This window comes from Streptomyces sp. NPDC048290 (genome assembly GCF_040652095.1).
In the GTDB taxonomy this organism is placed as follows: domain Bacteria; phylum Actinomycetota; class Actinomycetes; order Streptomycetales; family Streptomycetaceae; genus Streptomyces.
This window is the reverse complement of record NZ_JBEZLM010000011.1, coordinates 267520-289637: the sequence shown is the minus strand read 5'-3', so window position 1 is coordinate 289637 and position 22118 is coordinate 267520. Positions and strand designations below refer to the sequence as shown.

The following is a 22118-nucleotide window of genomic DNA, read 5'->3' as shown; positions in this document are numbered from 1 at the left end:
CGGGTCGGCGAGCGGTCCGGGGAGACACGACCGGCCCATGGGCGGAACAGGAACGCGGTACGACCGGGCGGGACACGCGGGACATGTGGGACATGCGGGGCCGGTACGACCGGGTAGGGCGCGTGAGTTCAGAAGAATAGAGTTGGCTATAGAGTTGGACATATCGGATATACCGGGTTGATGCGACCGGGTAGGACACCCGGGACCTGCCCGCCCACCCCGACGACGTTCAGGACAGCCGCGCCAGCCACGCCTGGCGCCACGCCTCGGTGCTGTCCAGGTCGTTGAAGGTAAAGACATGGAAGCCCGCGAGGCTGTTGGTGTCCTGGGCGAACGCCGGGGTCAGCTTCTCGATCAGCTTGTCCGGGCTGTAGCCGCCGGGCAGGAAGAAGCGCCACAGCATGTTCTGCTGCTTCTTAAGGAACCGTGCGGACTGTCCCAGTCCCAGGCCCGCCGACACCCGGATCAGCTTCTGGCGGCCGACCGCTCCGGGGATGCCGACCCGCACAGGGAGCCGTACGCCGCGCGCGTGCGCGGTGCGGGCCCAGCGGACGGTGGTGGCCGCGTCGAAGCAGAGCTGGGTGATGACATGGGTGGCGTACGGCGCCTTGGCCTCAAGGGCACGCTCGATCAGTTCGTCGCTGATCAGGCCGTGTCCCTCGGGGTAGCCGCCGATGCCGACGGAGGTGAAGTGGTGGCCGGTCTCGCGTATCCCGCGCAGCAGGGTCAGCGCGTCGGGGAAGGCACCGACCGGTTCGGCCGCGTCCCCGCCGACACAGAACACCTGGTCGACACCGCTGTCCCGCAGTTCGTGGACGATGTCCGTCAGATGGGACTGGTCGCGTACCAGCCGGGCCGCGAGGTGGGGCGCGACCTGGTAGCCCCGTCCGCTGAGCGCGGTGGTCAGGGCGATGGTCGGGCCGAGGCCCTTCGCCTCGGTCGTGGTCACCGTGAGCGCCACGTCCTGGGGGACATGGGCGAGCACCTTCTCCTCGGTGCTCTTGAACGGCAGGATCTCGTAGCTGGCGTTGCGCAGCGCGTGTGCCACGGCGGCCTTGGCGTGCCGGGGGGTGGTGTCCTTGGGGCGGCCCGTGGCCAACGTCATGTCATTGCTCCGGTGGTCGGTGCGGACGGACTGGACGTGGGGGGTACTGCCTCGGACTCCCGGCCGGGTCGGGCGGTCGGTCCTCGGCTGCCGGGGTCTCGGTCGATCCCGGACTCCGACGTGTCTACCACGGTAGGAAATCCGCCCCTGACCTGGGATCACACGGATGACCGGACCTGGCTTCGGCGAGCGTCGCGGCTCGGGCAGGACAAGTGACGTAGGCGCCGGTGCGGCGAGTACGGGGCCGGGCGAGCGGCGTCGTACGTCCGATCGCGCGCAGGACGGATGACGCTGTCCGGGATGGACAGACGTCGGGTGGGGGCTGTGCGTTGCGCCGATCCGCCGGCATCGGGGGCGGGGGCAGGATCAGGGGCCCGGAGTGAGGGTTCCGGGACCTCTCCCCAGCGAAGGCGGCCCCCGTGCGTCATGTCCCCGGCCCGTGGGGCCGCTTCGACGATCTGGTGACGGGCACCGCCCGTCTCTTCGGCCCCGGCCTGGTGGAACGGGAACTGGTCGCCCTGTACCCCGAGGACGTCCCCCAGGTGCTCGACACGGTCGAGCGGCTGGCGGCGGCCGGGAAGTGGGCCTTCGGTTTCGTCGCGTACGAGGCCGCGCCCGGACTCGATCCGGGGCTCGCCGTGCGGGAGCCGGTGGAGGGGCTGCCGCTGGCCTGGTTCGGGATCACCGGCGCGCCCCAGGAGGTGCCGGTGGTGGGGCAGGAGGCCGATCGGCCCCGCCGCGGTCCCGCGTCCCGTCCGGGGGCGTGGCGGCCGGAGTGGGAGGAAGCCGCTCCGCCCCACGATCCCGCGTCCCCTCCCGGGGCGTGGCGGCCGGAGTGGCAGGAAGCCGCTCCGCCCCACGGTCCCGCGTCCCCTCCCGGGGCGTGGCGGCCGGAGTGGGACGAGCGGGAACATGCCCGTGCCGTGCGGACGGTCCGCGACCATATCGCGGCGGGCGACACCTATCAGTGCAATCTCACGACCCGTCTGACCGGTCCGATCCAAGGGACGGCGGAGGGGTGGTACCGCGATCTGGCACCGGCCCAGCGCGGCGCGCACAACGCCCTGCTCGACATCGGCAGATTCGCGCTGGCCAGCGCGAGTCCCGAGCTGTTCTTCGACTGCCACGGTTCGGACCTCACCATGCGCCCGATGAAGGGCACCGCCGCCCGGGGCCGGACCACGGCGGAGGACGAGCGCGCGGTGGCACTCCTGCGCTCCAGCGCGAAGGAGCGGGCGGAGAATGTCATGATCGTCGATCTGGTCCGCAACGACCTCTCGCGCGTCGCCGTGCCCGGGACGGTGCGGGTGCCCCGGCTGCTCCACGCGGAACGCTACGAGACGGTCCATCAGCTCACCTCCGACGTCACCGCGCGGCTGCGTCCCGGGGTCGGTCTCACGGACGTCTTCCGGGCGCTGTTCCCGTGCGGTTCGGTCACCGGGGCGCCGAAGGCACGCACCATGCGGATCATCACCGAGGTCGAGGACAGCCCGCGCGGGGTGTACTGCGGCGCCATCGGGGTCGTCTCGCCCCCGGCGTTCGCGGGCGCCCCCTGTTCGGCGCGTTTCTCCGTGGCGATCCGCACCCTGGTCCTGGACCGGGAGCGGGGGACCGCCACGTACGGCACCGGCGGCGGGATCACCTGGGGTTCCGAAGCCCCGGCCGAGTACCGGGAGCTGCTGGCGAAGGCGCGGGTCCTTGAGGCGCGCCCACCGGACTTCGAGCTGGTCGAGACGCTCCGTCACCGGGCGGGGAGCGGGCCGCGCTCCCTCGACCGGCACTTGGCGCGTGCCGCGGACTCCGCCGCGTACTTCGGGTTCGCCTTCGACGGGACGACCGTGCGGGACACGGTGGCGAAGAGCCTCGACGGGGTGACGGACGACGCGCGGGTGCGGGTGCGGCTGTTCCGGGACGGTCAGGTGGCCGTGGAGGTCGATGTGCTGCCGCCGACGGATGCCGAGGACCGCCGTCCGGTCCGGCTCGCCCTGGACCCCGAGCCGGTGGACTCACGGAAGTGCTGGCCATGCCACTCGACCAGTCTGCGTGAGCCCTACACCGCGCGCCTGGCCCGGCATCCGGACGCCGACGAGGTGCTGCTGATCAATGAGCGCGGTGAACTCACCGGAGGCTGTACGGGCAATCTCGCCGTACGGCTCGACGGGACGTGGTGGACTCCACCGCTCGGCGACGGCTGTCTGCCGGGGATCGAACGCGGGCGGCTGGTGGAGTCGGGGCGGCTGCGTGAGCGGACGCTGCGCCCGGCCGACCTGCTCCGGGCGCAGGGCGCCCCGGCTCTGGCCGTGGTCAGCTCCCTGCGGGGCTGGCGGGCCGCCGAGTTCCGGCCGGCCTGACGGTCAGGCCGACAGGTCAGGCTGACGTGTCAGGCCGACAGGTCAGGCCGGGAGCCCACGCCGTGCGCCGATCTCGTACGCCCCAGCAGTGACACCACCCGTACGGCGTCGGCCGAGGCGGACACGTCGTGCACGCGCACCCCCCATGCCCCGGCCTGGGAGGCGAGCACGCTGGTCGCGAGGGTCGCCGGGTCCCGTTCCGGGGCGGGACGGGCGGGGCCGTCGCCGAAGAGGGCGTCGCCGAGGAAGCGTTTCCGGGAGGCACCCACGAGCAGGGGGAAGCCCAGGCGGATCAACGCGTCGAGGTGGGCGAGGAGTATCCAGTTCTGCTCGCCCCGCTTGGCGAAGCCGAGGCCGGGGTCGAGGATCAGCCGGTCGGGGCGGACCCCGGCCCGTACGGCGTCGTCCGCCCGCGCCAGCAGTTCGTCCGAGACCTCGCGGACCACGTCGCCGTAGACCGCCCCGGCGTACATGTCCCGGCTTGTGCCGCGTGAGTGGTTGAGCACCCAGGGCACTCCGGCGGCGGCCACGACCCGTGCCATCGCGGGGTCGGCCAGACCGCCGCTGACATCGTTGACCAGGACCGCCCCCGCGGCGAGCGCGGCCTCGGCGACCGCCGCGCGGGTGGTGTCGACACTGACCGGCACCCCGGCCTCGGTCAGTTCCCGTACGACCGGGAGGACGCGCCGCAGCTCGTCGGCGGCGGTCACTCGTCCGGCTCCCGGGCGGGTCGACTCACCGCCGACGTCCACGTAGTCGGCGCCCGCGGCGCGCAGGGACAGGCCGTGCGCCACCGCGGTGCTGGTCGTGGCGTACCGGCCGCCGTCGGAGAAGGAGTCCGGGGTGACATTGACGACGCCCATGACACGGCAGCGTTGATCGGTGGGAGCGGCGGGGGCCGGGTGTGCGGGCGCCCGCACCGGTCCGGGAGTGCTGACGGGCATCGTTGGACTTCCTGCGCGAGGTGGGTCGGCGGGCTGGTCAGCCCCGTCGTTCCGTCCGGTTGTCGAAGAGGGCGAGACCGGCCGCCGTGTTGGACGCGGGTACGTGGTACGCCGAGTGCACCTTGCGGACCTCGGCGTTCATCGCCCCCCGCATCACCAGCCACATGATCAGCTCGATGCCCTCGGAACCGGCCTGCCGGATGTAGTCCTCCCGGCTGAGCCCGGTCAGCCGCTCCGGGTCCTTCTCGATCGCGTCGAGGAACATGTGGTCGAAGTCCGGGTTGATGTAACCGGCGCGGGCGCCCGCGAGCTGGTGCGACATGCCTCCGGTGCCGAGAATGCCCACGGTCCGGGCACCGCCGTAGCTCGCAATCGCGCGTCCCAGGGCCTGACCCAGGGCGTAGCAGCGCGCGGCGGTCGGCTGCGGGTAGCGGATGACATTGACCATGATCGGGACGACCGGGCAGGGCCAGGCGTCGCCGGGTTCGGGTGTCCAGACCGACAGGGGCACGGTGAAGCCGTGGTCGACGTCCAGCTCGGAGAAGACCGTGAGGTCGAAGCCGTCGTCCATCAGGCTCTCCAGCAGATGGAAGGAGAACTCCGGGTCCCCGACCACGTCCGGTACGGGACGGCGGCCGAAGCCCTCGTCGGCGACCCGGTAGGTGTCCGCCGTGCCGATGGCGAAGGTGGGGGTCACATCGAGGTCGACGCCGTTGGCGTGGTCGTTGTAGACGAGGATCGCCACGTCCGGCGTGTGGTCCGCGAGCCACTCCCGGGCCGGGCGGTAGCCCTCGAACAGCGGGGCCCAGACCGGGTCCGCCGTCATGCCCCGGTCCATCGCCGCGCCGATCGACGGGACGTGCGACGTGCCCAGTCCCCAGATCACCTCAGACATCGGTACGTCCTCCCGCCAGCATCGCGGCCTTGAAGTCGGCCTCGGACATGCCGGTGAAGACACCGCCGAGGTACTGCATGGACAGCCCGTCCATCATGGCGAGCTTGTAGATGTAGAAAATGCTGCCGCCGAGGTCGAGCATCGCCGTCCAGTCCCTTCCGAGGACGGCGGCGGTCTGGTCGTCGGAGAGCGCGAAGGCCCGGCAGTACGCGGCTTCGTCGGCGCGGAACTCGGTGCGGGCGCTCTCGGTGCGCAGCGACATGAACAGCTTGTTCATATGGTGCCCGCGGCGGCTCGCCGGGCCGTCGAAGAGATAGGTCCCCGGCAGGTCCGGCCTGCTCTGGCTGCTCATATGGTGTGCTCCCGGGCCAGGGCCGCGCGTCGCGCCGCCAGCGGTCTGCCCCGAGGCTAGAACGCCGGGGGCCGCGGGCCATCGCGCAGTTGTCGCGACCGGCGGAGGACGGGCTGTCGCGGGCGGGGCGCGACAAATGACGTAGGGAGCGCGCGGGTCCGGGGCGGCGGCTCGGGTACGGGTGGTGGCGCGGGGCCGGGTGCCCGGGTGCTGGCTGACGCTCCGGCCGGGTGCCGTGCCGGGGTGTCGGGTGGCACAGGGGCCGGTCACCCGCATCTGGGATGACGCAAGGGCCGGTCACCCGCATCTGAGGTGGCGCAGGGGCCGGTCACCGGCATTTGAGGTGGCGCAGGCGCCGGTCACCGGCATCTGAGACGGCGCACGGGCCGATGGCCCCGGTATCAGGTGGCGCCCGCGCCCGACCCCCGCCCCCGGGACGGCACACAGGCCCCCTACGTCAAATGACCCGCCCCCACCGACCGTCCTGGCCGTCCCGCTCCCGCCATTCCTCGGTGCCGCCGCGCCGGGCGACTGCCTAGCGTCGAACATCGGAACAATCACGACTTCAGAACAGGTGACCCGATGAGCGCCAAAAGCCTTCAGGATGTGCTGGACCAGTCGGACAGCACCGTGGAACTGCTCCGGAACTCTCAGATCGGGGCCTATGTCTACCCGGTGGTACCGGCCGAGTTCACCAACTTCCGCCGTGAGGTGACCGCCTGGCAGAAGACGGCCGTGCTGTTCGATCAGTCGCACCACATGGTCAACCTGTGGGTGTCCGGCCCGGACGCGCTCAAGCTGTTCACCGACACCGGTATCAACAGCACCGCGAGGTTCCCGGTCGACTCCGCCAAGCAGTTCGTGCCGGTGTCCCCGGAGGGCGGGGTGATCGGCGACGGGATTCTCTTCCGGCTGGCGGAGGAGGAGTTCGTGTTCGTGGGGCGCGCCCCGGTCGCGAACTGGCTGACCTTCACGGCCGGTCGCGGCTACGACGTGGAGGTCCGCACCGACGACCGTTCCCCGTCCCGCCCGTACGGCAAGCTGGTCCGCCGTGACATCTGGCGCTTCCAGATCCAGGGCCCGCGCGCCTGGGAGGTCATCGAGAAGGTCAACGGCGGTCCCGTGGAGCAGGTCAAGTTCTTCCGGATGGGGCACCTCAATGTCGCCGGGGAGCGCGTCCGCACCCTGCGGCACGGCATGGCCGGAGCGCCCGGCCTGGAGATCTGGGGGCCGTACGAGACGTACGACAAGGTGCGTGACGCGATCCTGGAGGCGGGACGGGAGTTCGGTCTCGAGGCGGCCGGGGCGCGCGCCTACTCCTGCAACACGCTGGAGTCCGGCTGGATCCCGTCGCCGCTGCCCGCCATCTACACCTCGCCCGAGCTGCGGTCCTACCGAGAGTGGCTCGGCGCCGACAGCTACGAGGCTGTCAACGCGCTGGCCGGCAGCTATGTCTCCGGCGCCATCGAGGACTACTACCTGAACCCGTGGGAGCTGGGCTACGGCGGATTCGTCAAGTTCGACCATGACTTCGTGGGCCGCAGCGCCCTGGAGGCCCTGGACCCGAGCGCCCAGCGCCGCAAGGTCACCCTCGCCTGGAACACCGAGGACGTCTCCCGGCTGCTGGCCAACCCGGTGAGCACCGACGGCCCCCACTACCAGTTCTTCGACCTGCCCAACGCCAACTACGGCTCGTCGAACTACGACGCGGTGCTGGACGCCGACGGCAACAACGTCGGGCTGTCGCTGTTCACCGGCTACAGCGCCAACGAGCGCCAGGCGCTGTCGCTGGCCACGCTCAACCCCGATGTGCCGCTGGGCGCGGAGGTGCGTGTGATGTGGGGTGAGCCGGACGGTGGCTCGCGCAAGACCACGGTCCAGCCGCATGAGCAGTTCGCCGTCCGTGCCATCGTGAGTCCGACGCCGTACGCGGCGATGGCCCGTGAGACCTATCAGACGGGGTGGCGTACGTCCGCCTCCGTGTGAGACACATGAGGCGTCCCGCGACGCCGGTCCCCTCGCCCTCCCCGCGCGGACCGGCGTCGCCGCTCCGCGCGGGGAGAGTTCAGCTCTGCGGGGGCACGAGCCCTTGACGGACCGCGACCAGCGCGGCCTGGGTGCGTGAGGTGAGCTGGAGTTTGTGCAGGACGTTGCTGACATGGGTACGGGCGGTGCGCTCGCTGATGACCAGTTGATCGGCGATCTCCTGGTTGGAGCAGCCCCGCGCGACCAGGATCAGCACATCCCGCTCCCGGACGGTCAGCGCGCCGATGCCGGTCGGCGGTGACACGATCTCCCGGGTGAGCTGACGGGCCACGGCGGGGTCGAGGAACACCTCTCCTGAGGCCGCCGCCCGGATCGCGGCGACCACCTCCCCCGGTTCGGCGTCCTTGAGCAGATATCCCGAAGCTCCGCTGGCCAGCGCGGCATGCACACGCTCCAGCTCACCGAAGCTGGTCAGCACCACGACCTTCACACCGGGGTGGCGCCGGGTGATACGGGCCGTCGCCTCGACCCCGTCCACCTTCGGCATCATCAGGTCGATGAGGACGACGTCGGGGAGTTCACCGTGCACGTCCATGGCCGCCAGCCGGTCGAGGGCCTCCTGTCCGTTGGCGGCTTCCCCGGCGACGTGCATGTCGTCCACGACGTCGAGGTAGGCACGGATACCGCGGCGGACGACCACATGATCGTCCACGACGAGGACCCGGATTCCCGTACGGGGCGGGGCGGGTTCGGGCGGAGCGTTCACGGTGTCGGACCCCATGTCTCTTCCGCTGGCTGTGGTGGCTGTGGTGGCTGTGGTGTCCGTGGTGCCGCCGGCGCGTCGGCGCGCATCACGTCCGCGTCCTCGGACACCCGCCGGAGCTGCGTGGTCCCCATCGGGTGCCCCTGTCACCGAAAGGTGCGTTCTTCGACGTCAGAGCCTACTTACCTAGGGTTTCCGAGGGAACCCTGAAGTGGTCCGCGAGGTCATCCGCACCTGACCCTCGGGCCCAGGCGGGCGGCGGTGTCCTGTACACCATCGGGCTGTCGGCCCTACGGAGCAGTCCACACCAGGTCAGTCCGGTGCCTCAAAATGCGCCTTCCCCCGTTGCGGCCTTGTGGGCACTTCTCCTGCCCGAAGGGGTAGGGAGGACATCGGTGCCGTAGCCGTCGACCAGCGTGCGGTGGATCACCACGGCACCGGAACACCCTTCGGCCGGTACCCGGAAAACCGGCCAGTGCGCGGGGTCGAAGAGGATCTCGGACCTCGATCAACACGCCCGCAGCCTGCCATCCCCCAGTGACATGACCCGATCGGGGAGGGGAGTCGGATGGCCAATTACGCCACAGGCGGGGCGCCTTGGGACGGGGCGCGGACAACGACGTTCGGATGTGAGTCAGTCGATTGATTCGCGCCACTGCGCCAGCTAAGTGGAGAACTGGTCTCTTGTTAAATCCTATAGAGGATTGTAGTTTTCGGCATCCGCCCCCCTGCACTCCACTCGCCCCGACTCCGAGGGGACCGCTCCATGTACCCCGTGCTCACACTCTGCGGCTCACTGCGCGCGGATTCGCTCAACTCCCGTCTGCTGCGCTGCCTCCCCGCCCTCGCCCCGGCCGCTTTCTCCTGGCGCTCCTACGACGGACTAGGTGACCTGCCCCTCTACGACCAGGACCTGGACACCGACCACCCGCCCCCACCGGTCGCCCGCTTCCGCCGGGCCGTCGCCGACGCCCAGGGGCTGGTGATCGCCACCCCGGAGTTCAACCACTCCCTGCCCGGCGTACTGAAGAACGCGATCGACTGGGCCTCCCGCCCCAAGGCCGACCCCGCCCTCACCGGCAAGCCCATCGTGGTGCTCACCGCCACCCCGGCCCGCGCCCGGGGCTTTCGCGGGCTGGCCGACACCGCCGCGCTCCTCAACGAACTCGGCAACATCGTGGTCCCCCAGCCACAGGTCGTCGTCCACACCGCACACCGGGCATTGACCCTCGACGAGCTGGGTGAGCCCCGTCTGCTGGACCCGGACGCCGCCCGGTTGATCCGCGTCCAGCTCCATGTGCTCGGCGATCTGCTCGCCCAGGACTCCGCCGGTGCCCTCCTGCGCTCGATCCGCCACCACAGCGCCCGATGCGACGACCGTCCGGCCGTAGCCACACCCGCCACCGTCCCCACGCCCGCCTGATCCCGCCCTCTCCCCCCACCCGTAAGAGGTGACATGGATTCCCATGCGGCACTGGCACCGCAGCTGGCGCAGTACGAGAAGTTCGCCATGAGCGGGGTGCACTGGCTGCCCTATGTCATGTACTTCAACCAGCCCGGCTACCGCTCCCCCGTGCTCAACACCGATTCCCGGGGATTCCGGATCTCCCACGGCGCACAGGACACCTACGCGCTCGGCGACCGGCTGCCGGAGGGTCCGGTGAGCCTGCTGATGGGCGGTTCCTCGGCGTTCGGCTTCGGCGCCGGTTCCGATCGCACCACCCTCGCCTCCCTGCTCAGCCAGACATCCGGTACCCCCTGGCTCAATCTCGCGGCCCCGGCGTTCAATTCCACCCAGGAAGTCATCCTGTTCCTGCTGCACCGGCAGGAACTGCCCCGCGTTCAGGATGTCGTGATCTTCTCCGGACTCAACAACCTGGTCGTCTCGGCCCTTCCCGGAGCGGACCAGGGATACGGCCAGTTCTTCTTCTCGGGGGACTTCTACGGCGAGTTGAGCGGGGTCGCGGTGCAGCGGTCGTCCGTCGCCCATACCGCCGGGCCGCGCGGTGGACTGCGCCGTCTGCTGTCCCGTTCCGGACGCCGGACCGCTGCACCGGCGGAGCCGCCTCTCGACCGGCGGGTGAGCATCGCCGCCACCGCCCTGGGCCACGATCTGGACCGACTCCTGGACCTGCTGGCCCCGACCGGCGCCCGGGTGCGCTTCGCCCTCCAGCCCACCCTGCGCTGGAGCCGTAAGCCGCCCACCGCCGAGGAGACCCTGCTGACCAGCGAGGACGGCTCCGTCTGGTCGCGGATGTGGTCGGGATTCCGCCCCGCGCTCACCGAAGAGGCACATCAGCGGTACGCGGCCGAGGTCGCGCGGGTCTGCAAGGAACGCGGTGTCGACTTCCTCGACGTGAACACGGCACCCGGGCTGCACGCGGAACGGGACGCCTGGCTGTTCGTGGACCCGGTGCATCTCGGCGACCACGGGACCGCGGTGGTCGCCTCGCTGCTGAGCAGCGCGTTCGAACTCGGCCGGGACAGCGGCCCGCTGCCCGGCGCACAGAAGAAGGAGGGCACGACATGATCCGCAAGATCCTGGACTTCTTCCGTTTCCGCCGACGCCGCAGGCGCAAGAACGACGGGTCCATCTACCCCATGTTCTGAGCCGGAGAGTGAACCCCCGGAAAGAGATCACCGTGACGCAAGCCCCGGACACCGGGACGGCAGACCGTCTCCTCTACTTACGCGCCTTGGACCCGGAAGGCGCCCTGTCTCTCACCACGCTCGACACCCTCGCCCTGGACGACGCCCTCGGGCAGGCACCAGCATCCCCCGCGACCGCCTCCCCAGAGGAACTCGCCGACGAAGCCCGCCGCTGGGCGGTCGAGCGAACCGACCGCTTCCGCGGCGAACTCGGCGTGAAGGCCACCGCCGGTCCGGTCGTGCGGTGCCTCCTTCTCAACACCGCCCCTCTCGCCCTCGCGGCCGGTTCCTGGCTCCAGTGGATGTCCAGCGCCGCCAACGGCGACACCGGCCTCGCCCTGGAGGTCCTCGCCCTCTACGCCGATGACATCGGCGTCGGCTACCCCCGCGCCGACCGGGGCAGCGCCTACCGCGCGGCCCTCTCGCACCACCGGCTGCCACTGGACACCGACGGCGTCGGACTCACCTCCAGCGACCAGCTCCAGAACTTCAGCTTCCGGCTGCCCGCCCTGCTGCTGGCGATGAGCAGACAGCCCGACCGGTACTCCGCCGAGATCCTCGGCGCGGACCTGTTCCTGCGGGCCGTCGGGACACCTCCCCCGCTCGCCGTCCTGTCCCGGGCAGATCTCGGCCCCCTGACCGCCCAGGACATCGACCTGGGCTCGGCCCGCTCCGGCACCGGCCCCACCGCCCTGGAACGCTCCCTGGCCGCCGCCGCCCACTGCTCGCCCTCCGCCGCCGAAGCGCTGCACCTGGGCTTCAGGTGGGCGGCCCGCGAGTACCGCCGCTCGTGCGACCTGCTGCTGCGGGAGGCCGTCCTCGCCCACCACCCCGACTACGACATCTGGCGGCTGCTGTTCAGCCGCGCCCGGCAGGCCGCCGTGTACCACGGGCGCTACCGTCTCGACGGCCGTCCGCTCGCCGCGTGGTTCGCCGACATCGACGCCGGACCCGGCCCCTTCCTGGACGCCCTGGCCCGCAGCCCGCTGGTCCGGCCGGGCAACCCCGACCGCAGCCCGCTGATCCGGGGCCTGATCTCCGAGAACGGCCCGATGTTCCGGGTGTTCACCGAGGAGGAGATCGCCGCGATCCGCCGCTGGATCGCCCACCTCCCGACGAACCACAGCGACCGCAGCGACCGGGACGGAGCTGCCCAACCCCCAGCCAGCGACACCGACGGGCACGGAATCGCCCAACTCCCGACCAGCGACACCGACCGGCACACTCTGGACGACGTCCACCGGCACTGGTTCCGACACCTCCCCACCATCCCCGCCCCACGCCCACCCGTACCGCCCCGCACCCCGCACGCCTCCGCACCAGGCTCCACCCGGGAGGCGTACCGCAGGCTCCTCACCCGCGAGGACTCCCCCGCGATCCGCCGATACGCCCATGACTACGCCCGGCGCTGGCTGATCCGCAGCGAGTTCCGGCTGGAGGCGGCCCCCCACCAACTGCCCGGCCGCTGGGACCCGGAGCAGGGCCTGTCACCCTGGCTGCTCGCCGAACACGACCGGCACGGCGAGGAGTTCGACGAGGGGACCGGGAGTCAACCCGAGAACGCCTCCGGCCCGGAGTCCCCCGTGCCCACCCGGGACCAGCTCATCGCCTCCACCCTCCAGCTCGCCCCGCTCATCATGATCGACGGAGCCTGGCTCCAGGGCTTCACGGACTACCGGCTGGCCTCCTCCCCCGTCGGCCACCTCCTCTTCCAGACCTACTGGGACGAGCTGGGCAACGGCGAGCAGGAGCTGAACCACCCCCGCATCTACCGCGCGCTGCTCCGCCAGATGGGCCACGACCTGCCGCCCACCGCCTCCGCCGACTTCGCCGAGTGGCCCGGCTTCCACGACGAGTCCTTCGCCCTGCCCGTCTTCTGGCTGTGCGTGTCCCGCTTCCCCCGCACCTTCCAGCCCGAGATCCTCGGACTCAATCTGGCGATGGAGCTGTCCGGGGTGGGCGGCAGCTACCGCACGGCCCGGGTGGGGCTCAAGAAGTACGGCTTCAGCACCCAGTTCGTCGATCTGCACAACACCATCGACAACGTGGCCACCGGTCACTCCGCCTGGGCCGCCGAAGCCGTGGACGCCTTCATGGCACAGGTGCCGGGCGTCCTCGGACCCGGCGCCCAGGGCGCGCTGTGGCGCCGCGTCCGGATCGGCTACCGCTCGCTGAACTCCCCCCGCACGGTCGGCTCAGCCCTGTACGCCCGCGTCAAGGCGAGGCGCTCGCCGACCGTTCCCTCCCCGCTGGAAGGGGCTCACCCCCGATGATTCCCACGGTTCTCGGTATCTCCGCGTACTACCACGACAGCGCCGCCGCGCTGGTGCGTGGGGGTGACATCGTCGCCGCGGCCCAGGAGGAGCGGTTCAGCCGGCGCCGTCACGACCCGGCGTTCCCCCACCATGCGGTGACGTACTGCCTGGAGGAGGCCGATGCCACCCTCCGCGACCTGGACGCCGTCGCCTACTACGAGCGGCCCGCGCTGAAGTTCCGCCGGGTGCTGGCCACCTACGCGGCCACCGCCCCGCGCGGCTGGCGGTCCTTCCGGGACGTACTCCCCCAGTGGCTGGCGTGGAAGGCCCGCACCGAGTCCACCGTACGGCGGCGGCTCGCGGACCTCGGGCAGGGGGCGCCCCCGCCGGTGGTGAGCTACGGCCACCATGAGACACATGCGGCGTCCGCGTTCCTGCCGAGCCCCTATGAGTCGGCGGCGGTGCTGACGGTCGACGGGGTGGGCGAGTGGACGACCACCTCCCTCTGGCACGGTACCGGTGACCAGGTGCGGCCCGTCGCCGGACTCCGCTTCCCGCACTCCCTGGGGCTGCTCTACTCCGCGTTCACCTACTTCTGCGGGTTCAAGGTGGACTCCGGCGAGTACAAGGTGATGGGCCTGGCACCGTACGGCCGTCCCCGCTACGCGGAACTCATCAAGGAGCGGCTGGTCGACATCCGGGACGACGGCTCGTTCCGGCTGGACACCGACCACTTCGAGTTCCTCTACGGCCAGGTGATGACCGGCCGCGCCTTCGAGGAGCTGTTCGGCGGGCCCCGGCGGCTGCCCGAAGGGCCGCTGACGGAGCGGGAGTTCGACCTCGCGGCGTCCGTGCAGGCGGTGACCGAGGAGATCATGCTGAAGCTGGCCGCGACCGCCCGCGCCTGGACCGGCGAGTCCCGGCTGTGTCTGGCCGGGGGCGTCGCCCTGAACTGCGTGGCCAACGGCAGGATCGTGGAGCGGGGCCTGTTCGACGAGGTGTGGGTGCAGCCCGCCGCCGGGGACGCCGGAGGAGCGCTGGGCGCGGCGCTGCTCGCGGCCCGCCACGACGGCTCCCGCGCCCATGTGCCGCACGGCGGTGACGCGATGAAGGGCGCCCGGCTCGGCCCCGGTTACGACGAGCGGACGATCCGCCGCTTCCTGGACCGGCACGGCTATCCGTACCGGGTGCTGCGTGGCCCGGAACTGACCCGGGCGGTCGCCGAGCGGCTGGCCGAGGGGAAGGTGGTCGGCTGGTTCTCCGGGCGGATGGAGTTCGGGCCGCGTGCGCTGGGCTCCCGGTCCATCCTGGGCGACGCCCGCAGCCCGGACATGCAGTCCACCATGAACCTCAAGATCAAGTTCCGTGAGTCGTTCCGGCCGTTCGCGCCGATCGTGCTGGCCGAGGACGCGGAGCAGTACTTCGATCTGAGGCAGCCGAGCCCCTACATGCTGATCGTCGGGCAGGTCGCCGAGCGGCAGCGCACCGGGGACGCCGCTGCGGCTTCAGGTGCGCTGACGGTGTCCGAGCGGCTGCGTTCGGTCTCCAGCGCCATCCCCGCCGTCACCCATGTCGACCACTCGGCGCGCATCCAGACCGTCGACAAGGAGCGCGACCCCGTACTGCACCGGCTGCTGGGCGACTTCCGGGACCTGACCGGCTGTTCGGTGCTGGTCAACACCTCCTTCAACGTGCGCGGCGAACCCATCGTGGCCAGCCCCGCCGACGCCTACCGCTGCTTCATGCGCACCGACATCGATCTGCTCGCCCTCGGTGACTTCCTGCTCGACCGCACCGAGCAGCCCGCCTGGCGCGAGGAGGGCGACTGGCGCGACGAGATCCCCCTCGACTGACCCGGTCGCCGCACGAAAGGAACACGAAAGGAACACGAAAGGAAGGGGAACCCTCATGAGGTTCGTCCGCGACACCGCCGTGACGGCGGCCCTGTTCGTCCTCTACACCCTGGTCTTCGTCCCCCTCGGCCTGTTCGCCCGCTGGGTGCGTGACCCCCTGGAGCGCCGTCCTTCCACGCGCCGCGCCTCCTACTGGCATCCGCTCGACCCCGCCCGCCCCGTCCCCGCCGCCGACCGTCCGAGGAGCGCCCGGTGACCCAGCAGACCACGGCCCGCCCCCTGCCCACCGCCGCCGACACCCAGCACATGGCACAGCTCCTCGCCGGTTTCCAGCAGTCCCAGGCCCTGTACGCCTTCGGGGAACTGGGGCTGGCCAACGCGCTGTTGGCCGGTCCCCTCCCGGTCACCACGCTCGCCGCCGCCACCGGCACCGACCCGGACGCCCTGACCCGGCTGCTGCGCTTCCTGTCCGTGCTGGACGTGGTCTCCTACGGCGACGACGAGGTGTTCGCGCTGACCCCGCTGGGCGCGACCCTGGCCGACGGTCCTGGCTCGGTACGGTCACTGGCCCGCTTCTGGACGGACACGCACTACCTGCCGTTCAGCGATCTGGTCAGCACGGTCCGCACCGGCGTCCCCGCGTTCCGGACACACACCGGGCAGACGTTCGGCGCGTGGCTGGACGACCATCCCGAGCACATGGCGAGCCTCATCGGCGCGATGAGCGATGTCGCCCTGTCCATCAAGGTCGATCTGCTCCAGGGGTACGCCCTGCCGCCCGGCCGGATCGTCGCGGACATCGGCGGCGCCGACGGCACGATCCTCGCCCACCTGCTCGGCCCGGGGACGGAACGCCGGGGCATCGTCATGGACGTGCCGTCCGCCGTCGCCCCGGCGACGCGGCGCCTGACCGAACTCGGGCTGAGCGGCAGGGTCGTGGCGGTCGGCGGGGACTTCTTCGAGGCGGTCCCGGCCGCCGACGTCTATCTGCTGTCGACGGTGCTGCACGACTGGGACGACGACCAGTGCGCCACGCTCCTCGCCAACATCGCCAGGGCCGCGGCGCCCCGGGCCCATCTGGTGGTCGTGGAGGCGGTCCTGCCGGACACCGACGCGTCCCACCCCGCCAAGTACAACGACCTGACGATGCTGGGCGTGGGCACGGGCCGGGAACGCAGCGGCCAGGAGTACGGCCGTCTGTTCACCGCGGCGGGCTTCACCCTGGTACGCCAGATCCCGGGCCCGTCGTACAACCCGTTCTCGATCCTGGAGGCACGGTTGGCGAGGTGAGCGGGGGTGAGCGCGCGGATGCGCCCCTACCGGCGTGAACGCCGACCGCCGTCCTGGACGGGGCGGGCGGCGGGCGGCGGCGGCCGTGCGCGATCCTTCGTGTCATGGAGCGCGGAGCGAACAGCGGCGGGTGGGACCATGGCTCCCTCGAGCAGGTCCGGGAGTGGGCCGATCGCGAGGGTGTCGGTGTCCAGGAGATGGAGCACATCCGTGAGGTCACGCTGTCCCGTGCCGCGGACGGCCGTCTCCCCGCCAAGCTGTCACTCCAGGTCAACGCCCGGACGCACGGCGACGGCCCATGGGACCGGGCCCGTGAGCTGAGTGTCCGATGGCAGGACCGGTCGATCGAGCAGATCGGCCTCCTGCGCCGGGCCAAGAACATCACCGCGCCGCTTGAGCGGCTCCGGCACCACCTGCCCCCTGGGCCGCTCCACGACCTGGCCCTGGAGTGGCTGGCTGTCCGGCGTCACATGCCGTGACGGGCGCCCGGCACACAGACGGCCGACGCGGCACTGACCCGGCGCCCGCCTCGAAGCCCGGTACGGAGCACTCAGCCCCCGGCACTCGGCACTCGGTGCTCAGCCCTGAGCCCTCAGCACTCAGCACTCAGCACTCAGCACTCACCACTCACCACTCACCACTCACCACTCACCACTCACCACTCAGTGTGAGCCGCTCCACGGCGCGGGGACGAAGGTCCAGGTGACCTCGGCGGAGCCGCTGCCCGTGTTGCTCCAGGTGTGGGGTTCGCGGCCGGAGAAGGTCAGGGTGTCACCGGCGGTGAGGGTCTCGTCGTGGTCGGTGAAGCGGACCGTGACCTCGCCGCTGATCACATGGAGGACTTCGACGTCACAGTTGATGGTGTAGAGGTCGGCACCGCCGTGGGCGCCGGGGTCGAGCCGGGAGCGCAGGATCTGGATCTTCGACTGGGCGCGGGGAGTGACCATGCGGTCCTCGACGCCCTGTCCGCCCATATTGAGCCGGGGTGCCGCCTGGAGGCGGATCACCTCGGTGTCGGCGCCTTCGAAGAGCGAGCCGACCGGCAGGGACAGCACCTGACAGAGAGTGACCAGCGTACTGACGCTCGGTGAGGTCTCGTCGCGCTCGACCCGGCTGAGGAACCCCCTGGTCAGCCCCGTGGCGGCGGCGACCTGCTCGATGGTGAGCCCCTGCGCCTTACGGCTGGCCCGCAGCCGGGCCCCGACGCGGACCGGATCGGTGGACGGCGTCGGGTGCAGCGCTTTCATCGACTTCCTCGCATCACTCGTTCGGCGTGCGGACAGCCCTTGACAGGGGGGTCACTCTGCGCAAACACTACCCGGAATGAAAGTTGTCTAATACGCATTCTTTGTTGTGTATAGGTAACTTCCCTCCTGGAACAGATCCCGAGGTTCCGACAGACCCCCCACCGGCACGAGACACCCACTCGGCCACGAAGCACGACCCACCGCCGGTGCCCGAGCCCCGGCTCCACGAACGACAAGGGGAAAGGCCATGACCTCCTCGGAGACCGCGACCCAGCGGGACTCGGCGATCGAGCAGCACTCCATCGACTATGTGCCCGCCGCCGAGCGGCACGGCAAGGTCTGGCACCAGGGGCCGTTCTGGTTCACCGGCAACTTCGTGCTGCCCACCATGGTCGCCGGATTCGTCGGCTCGTCCATGGGACTCAGCATCGGCTACAGCGTGCTCGCCATCGTGCTGGGCGTCGTGGCGGGCACGTTCTTCATGGCCTTCCATGCCAACCAGGGCCCCAGGATGGGCCTGCCGCAGATGATCCAGTCCCGCGCCCAGTTCGGCAGCCGCGGCTCCACCGTGCCGTTCGCCGCGACCGTCTTCGTGTACGTGGGATTCCTGGTCTTCGACACGGTCCTCGCCGAACAGGGCCTCGGGCTGCTGCTGCCGGACGGCAAGCTGTTCTGGTACCCGGTGCTGATCGCGCTGTCCATCGTCATCGCGGTCGTCGGCCATGACCTGCTGCACTTCGTCCAGCGCTGGCTGACGTATCTGCTGGTCGTCGTCTTCGCGATCCTGACGGTCGTCGCCATCGTGCACTTCGGGTCCAACCCGGTCCCGGCCGACGTACCGGCCGCCACCGCGGGCTGGGACACCACGGCCTTCCTGGTGCAGTTCTCCCTCGCCGCGGGCTACAACATCAGCTACGCGGTCTATGTCTCCGACTACACCCGCTACCTGCCCGCCAATGTGTCCGCCAAGGGCCTGATCGGCGCGGTCTACTCGGGTGCCGGGTTCTCCGCCGTCTGGCTGATGTCACTGGGCGCGATCCTCGCCGGGTACCTGCCCGACCCGGACCCCATCCTGGCCCTGCGCCACGTCGGTGACCTGCTCTTCCCCGGCTTCGGCCTGATCGTCGTGATGACGTCGGTGCTCGCCCTGATCTCCATCATGGGAGTCAACGCGTACGGCGCCATGCTCACCGGCGCCAGCGCCCTGGACGGCTTCCGCAAGGTGCGTCCCACGGTGCGGCTGCGTGTCACCGGGCTCATCGTGGTCGGCCTGGTGTCCCTGGTGGTCGCCCTGCTGATCCCGGACGACTACATCGGCAGCTTCAACAACTTCGTCCTGATGATGCTGTACTTCCTGGTCCCGTGGACCGCGGTCAACCTGGTCGACTTCTACTGGGTGCGGCGCGGCAAGTACGCCATCGCCGAGATCCTCAAGCCCGACGGCATCTACGGACGCTGGGCGTGGCGCGGCATCACCGCCTATGTCGTCGGGTTCGCCGCGATGATCCCCTTCTTCTCCACCAGCTTCTACACCGGCCCGGTGGCCGACGCTCTCGGCGGCGCCGACTTCTCCTTCGCCGTCGGTCTGATCGTGTCCGGCGTGCTGTACCTGCTGCTGTCCCGCAATCTGGACCGTGCGGCCGAGGCTGCCGCCCGCGAGGCGAGCGAAGCCGAACTGGAGGGAGCCGGCCGATGACCCAGTCACCCACCCGTCCCGGAAACACCGAGGTCACGGTCGCGGTGTGCCAGATCGCGCCCCGCGTCGGCGACCCCGGCGGCAACCAGTTGCGCATCCGCGCGGCCGTCGAGACGGCGGCCGGGCGCGGCGCCCAGATCGTGGTCCTGCCGGAGCTGTCGAACAGCGGATACGTCTTCAGTGGCCCCGACGAACTGCGTGCCTCGGCGGAGCCGCTCGACGGACCCACTCTCAGGGAATGGAAGGCGCTCGCCGCCCGCCACCGTCTGGTGATCACCGGCGGCTTCGCCGAACTCGGCGAGGACGGCCGGGTCCACAACTCCGCCGCCCTCGTCGACCCGACGGGCCTGCGCGCCACGTACCGCAAGGCCCACCTGTGGAACCTGGAGAAGACCTACGGCTTCATCCCCGGCGAGGCACCACCGCCGGTCGTGGACACGGTGTACGGCCGGATCGGGCTCATGGTCTGCTACGACCTCGAATTCCCCGAGTGGGTACGGCTGGCGGCCCTTGAGGGGGCGCAGTTGCTGTGCGGCCCCGTGAACTGGCCGTTGTACCCGCGCCCGGACGGCGAGCGCCCCGGCGAGATCGTCCGGGTCCAGGCCGACGCCGCCGTCAACCGGATGTATGTCGCCGTCGCCGACCGGACCGGCACCGAGCGCGGCCAGGACTGGCTGGGCGGCAGCGTGGTCGTCGACGCCGACGGCTACCCCGTGACGTCTCTCAGCCTGGGCCAGGAGGCGATCCTCACCGCCACCATCGATCTCGCGGTCGCCCGTGACAAGGCCATCAGCGAACGCAACGACGTCCATGGCGACCGCCGCCCCGCCCTGTACACCCCCGCCCCTGAGGAACGGTCATGAGCGTCACCAATGTCGCCATCGTGCAGCAGCCGCCCGCCCTGCTCGACCTGGAGGAGTCGGTGCGCCGCGCCACCGCGCACATCACCGCGGCGGGCGCGGCGGGCGCCGACCTGGTGGTGTTCCCGGAGACCTGGCTGACCTGCTATCCGGCCTGGGTGTTCGGGCTCGCGGGGTGGCGTGACGCCACCGCTCGGCACTGGCACGCCCGTCTCCTGGAGCAGAGCCCCGTCCTGGACCCCGGGGGCGACGACGCTCTCGCTCCGCTCAGGGCCGCCGCCCGGGAACACGCCGTCACCGTCGTGCTCGGTCTCAACGAGCGCGCCGCACCCACCTCCGGCACGCTCTACAACACGCTCCTCACCATCGGCCCCGACGGCTCCACGCTCAACACCCATCGCAAACTGACCCCGACCCACACCGAGCGCATCGTCTGGGCGGCCGGGGACGGGGCGGGCCTCAGGGCCGTCGACACTCCCGCCGGGCGCATCGGCTCCCTCATCTGCTGGGAGCACTTCCACCCCCTGGCCCGTCACGCGCTGCACGCGCAGCACGAGGAGATCCATGTGGCGGCCTGGCCGGACATCCCGGAGTCCCACCTGCTCGCCGCCCGCTCGTACGCGCTGGAGGGCCGCTGCTTCGTGGTGTCGGCGGGGCTGATCCTGTCCACCGACGATGTCCCCGCCGACCTCCTGGCCGCCTATCGGACGGGCGTCGGGCCCGACGCGCCCGAGCACGGTCTGCTCTTCGACGGCGGCTCCAGCGTCGCGGGCCCCGACGGCACCTGGGTCGTGGAACCGGTGCGGGACGAGGCCCGCATCATCACCGCCACGCTCGACACGACCCGCCGCTACGAGGAGACCCTCGACCTCGATGTGGCCGGGCACTACGGGCGTCCCGACATCTTCACCCTCACCGTCGACCGCACCCGCCGCGACAGCGGGGTCCATCTCGACTGAGGCGACACGCGCCGGCCATCAGGTACGCCGCCCCCTAACGGCCGGGTCTACTTCAGATGTCGGGCGAAGAACCGGGCGGCGTCCTGTCCCGCGAACCGCGGGACACCGGCGTGCCCGCCCATGTTGGCGTGCAGGGACTTCTCCTTCGACCCGAAGGCGTCGAAGAGGTCCAGGGCCGCCTGCCGGTCGTTGCCCTCGTCGTCCCACTGCAACAGGACATGCAGCGGGATGGTGACCCGGCGGGCCTCCTCCACCACGGCACGGGGCACGAAGCTCCCGGCGAACAGGGCGGCGGCCACGATGCGCGGCTCGACCGCTGCCAGCCGGACCCCGAGGGAGATCACTCCCCCCGAGTAGCCGACGGGTCCGCCGATCCCGGGCAGCGACAGCAGGGCGTCCAGGGCCGCCCGCCACTCCGGGGCCGCCTTGTCGACCAGCGGCAGGACGAGGGCGTCGATGAGTGGGTCGCCGACCGGCTCACCGGCCTCCATGACCCGGCGCAGTTCGGCGCGGGCCTGTTCGGCGGCGGGCCGGCGAGGGCGGTCACCGCTGCCGGGAAGCTCGATGGTGGCCGCGGCGAAGCCGTCCGCCACGGCCTGCCGGGCCCGCCCCGCCAACCGGGGATACATCGCGCCCAGCCCCAGCGGAGGGTGGCCCAGCAGGATCAGCGGCACCGGTGCGGACGCGGAGGCGGAGACCGGCGTCCACAGGATGCCGGGGATCTCGCCGAGGGTGAAGGACCGCTCGACGACACCGTCGTCGAGACACCGCTCAGAAGTGAGGTACATGGTCGTGCCTTTCGGGAGTGCGCTCGTACGGCGCTCCCGGGCGACCTACCGCCCGACCGTGACCCCGGAGGGGAGCACCCCTGTCGATGTCGCGTTCACGGGCACCACCTCCTCAGTCTCACGCA

Annotated in this window: 19 protein-coding genes; 12 read left to right on the top strand and 7 right to left on the bottom strand. The window is 71.0% G+C overall.

The window, feature by feature from the left end:
• Positions 1 to 229 precede the first annotated feature (229 nt).
• A complete protein-coding gene (locus tag AB0D49_RS21280; RefSeq protein ID WP_362759416.1) occupies positions 230 to 1105 on the bottom strand; it encodes a methylenetetrahydrofolate reductase in 876 nt (291 codons plus the stop codon).
• 419 nt (positions 1106 to 1524) lie between these two features.
• Between AB0D49_RS21280 and pabB the strand changes: the two genes are divergently transcribed.
• Entirely contained in the window at positions 1525 to 3456 is a 1932-nt protein-coding gene (gene pabB, locus AB0D49_RS21275) for an aminodeoxychorismate synthase component I (protein WP_362759413.1), read from the top strand.
• Between the two features lie 29 nt (positions 3457 to 3485).
• On the opposite strand, the gene folP is transcribed toward pabB, so the two are convergent.
• The 3 genes from folP to AB0D49_RS21260 form a co-directional block, all read right to left on the bottom strand.
• Positions 3486 to 4319 (bottom strand): dihydropteroate synthase, encoded by an 834-nt coding sequence (gene folP / locus AB0D49_RS21270; protein WP_362759526.1) that lies wholly within the window; start codon positions 4317 to 4319, stop codon positions 3486 to 3488.
• A 118-nt stretch (positions 4320 to 4437) separates the two neighbouring features.
• Positions 4438 to 5295 carry a class III extradiol dioxygenase subunit beta gene (locus AB0D49_RS21265; protein ID WP_362759410.1) on the bottom strand — a complete coding sequence of 286 codons (858 nt, stop codon included), beginning with the start codon at positions 5293 to 5295 and terminating at the stop codon, positions 4438 to 4440.
• A complete protein-coding gene (locus AB0D49_RS21260) occupies positions 5288 to 5647 on the bottom strand; it encodes a protocatechuate 3,4-dioxygenase (protein ID WP_362759407.1) in 360 nt (119 codons plus the stop codon). The genes AB0D49_RS21265 and AB0D49_RS21260 overlap by 8 nt, the downstream gene beginning before the upstream one ends.
• 582 nt (positions 5648 to 6229) lie before the next feature.
• Here AB0D49_RS21260 and AB0D49_RS21255 point away from each other — a divergent pair.
• Positions 6230 to 7633 (top strand): aminomethyl transferase family protein, encoded by a 1404-nt coding sequence (locus AB0D49_RS21255; RefSeq protein ID WP_362759405.1) that lies wholly within the window; start codon positions 6230 to 6232, stop codon positions 7631 to 7633.
• A 79-nt stretch (positions 7634 to 7712) separates the two neighbouring features.
• On the opposite strand, the gene AB0D49_RS21250 is transcribed toward AB0D49_RS21255, so the two are convergent.
• A complete protein-coding gene (locus tag AB0D49_RS21250; protein WP_362759402.1) occupies positions 7713 to 8414 on the bottom strand; it encodes a response regulator transcription factor in 702 nt (233 codons plus the stop codon).
• 748 nt (positions 8415 to 9162) lie between these two features.
• On the opposite strand from AB0D49_RS21250, the gene AB0D49_RS21245 reads away from it, so the two are divergent.
• The 7 genes from AB0D49_RS21245 to AB0D49_RS21215 all read left to right on the top strand — a co-directional run bounded on the left by AB0D49_RS21245 (position 9163) and on the right by AB0D49_RS21215 (position 16922).
• The gene (locus tag AB0D49_RS21245; RefSeq protein WP_362759399.1) at positions 9163 to 9819 is read left to right on the top strand and encodes an NAD(P)H-dependent oxidoreductase; all 657 of its coding nucleotides are present in this window, start codon (positions 9163 to 9165) and stop codon (positions 9817 to 9819) included.
• 33 nt (positions 9820 to 9852) lie between these two features.
• A complete protein-coding gene (locus AB0D49_RS21240) occupies positions 9853 to 10926 on the top strand; it encodes an IopA (protein ID WP_362759395.1) in 1074 nt (357 codons plus the stop codon).
• A 166-nt stretch (positions 10927 to 11092) separates the two neighbouring features.
• Positions 11093 to 13318: an iron-containing redox enzyme family protein gene (locus AB0D49_RS21235; protein WP_362759392.1), complete on the top strand. Its 2226-nt coding sequence runs from the start codon at positions 11093 to 11095 to the stop codon at positions 13316 to 13318.
• Positions 13315 to 15153: a carbamoyltransferase gene (locus tag AB0D49_RS21230; protein WP_362759389.1), complete on the top strand. Its 1839-nt coding sequence runs from the start codon at positions 13315 to 13317 to the stop codon at positions 15151 to 15153. The genes AB0D49_RS21235 and AB0D49_RS21230 overlap by 4 nt, the downstream gene beginning before the upstream one ends.
• 55 nt (positions 15154 to 15208) lie before the next feature.
• Positions 15209 to 15409 (top strand): hypothetical protein, encoded by a 201-nt coding sequence (locus AB0D49_RS21225; protein ID WP_362759386.1) that lies wholly within the window; start codon positions 15209 to 15211, stop codon positions 15407 to 15409.
• Positions 15406 to 16443 carry a methyltransferase gene (locus tag AB0D49_RS21220; protein WP_362759384.1) on the top strand — a complete coding sequence of 346 codons (1038 nt, stop codon included), beginning with the start codon at positions 15406 to 15408 and terminating at the stop codon, positions 16441 to 16443. Before AB0D49_RS21225 ends, AB0D49_RS21220 begins: the two co-directional genes overlap by 4 nt.
• Before the next feature lie 104 nt (positions 16444 to 16547).
• Positions 16548 to 16922, top strand: coding sequence for a hypothetical protein (locus AB0D49_RS21215; RefSeq protein WP_362759381.1), 375 nt, complete (start codon positions 16548 to 16550; stop codon positions 16920 to 16922).
• Positions 16923 to 17105: 183 nt separating this feature from the next.
• Here the strand turns inward: AB0D49_RS21215 and AB0D49_RS21210 are convergent, their stop codons facing one another.
• Positions 17106 to 17690, bottom strand: coding sequence for a helix-turn-helix domain-containing protein (locus AB0D49_RS21210; protein ID WP_362759379.1), 585 nt, complete (start codon positions 17688 to 17690; stop codon positions 17106 to 17108).
• A 247-nt stretch (positions 17691 to 17937) separates the two neighbouring features.
• Here AB0D49_RS21210 and AB0D49_RS21205 point away from each other — a divergent pair, with 247 nt between their 5' ends.
• From AB0D49_RS21205 to AB0D49_RS21195, 3 genes are read left to right on the top strand one after another with little or no spacing between them, the layout of a single operon-like run.
• Entirely contained in the window at positions 17938 to 19386 is a 1449-nt protein-coding gene (locus tag AB0D49_RS21205; protein ID WP_362759376.1) for a cytosine permease, read from the top strand.
• A complete protein-coding gene (locus AB0D49_RS21200) occupies positions 19383 to 20249 on the top strand; it encodes a nitrilase-related carbon-nitrogen hydrolase (RefSeq protein WP_362759373.1) in 867 nt (288 codons plus the stop codon). The genes AB0D49_RS21205 and AB0D49_RS21200 overlap by 4 nt, the downstream gene beginning before the upstream one ends.
• Positions 20246 to 21205 (top strand): carbon-nitrogen hydrolase family protein, encoded by a 960-nt coding sequence (locus tag AB0D49_RS21195; protein ID WP_362759370.1) that lies wholly within the window; start codon positions 20246 to 20248, stop codon positions 21203 to 21205. The genes AB0D49_RS21200 and AB0D49_RS21195 overlap by 4 nt, the downstream gene beginning before the upstream one ends.
• Positions 21206 to 21252: 47 nt before the next feature.
• Here AB0D49_RS21195 and AB0D49_RS21190 read toward each other — a convergent pair whose 3' ends face one another.
• A complete protein-coding gene (locus AB0D49_RS21190; RefSeq protein WP_362759367.1) occupies positions 21253 to 21993 on the bottom strand; it encodes an alpha/beta hydrolase in 741 nt (246 codons plus the stop codon).
• Positions 21994 to 22118: the final 125 nt, after the last annotated feature.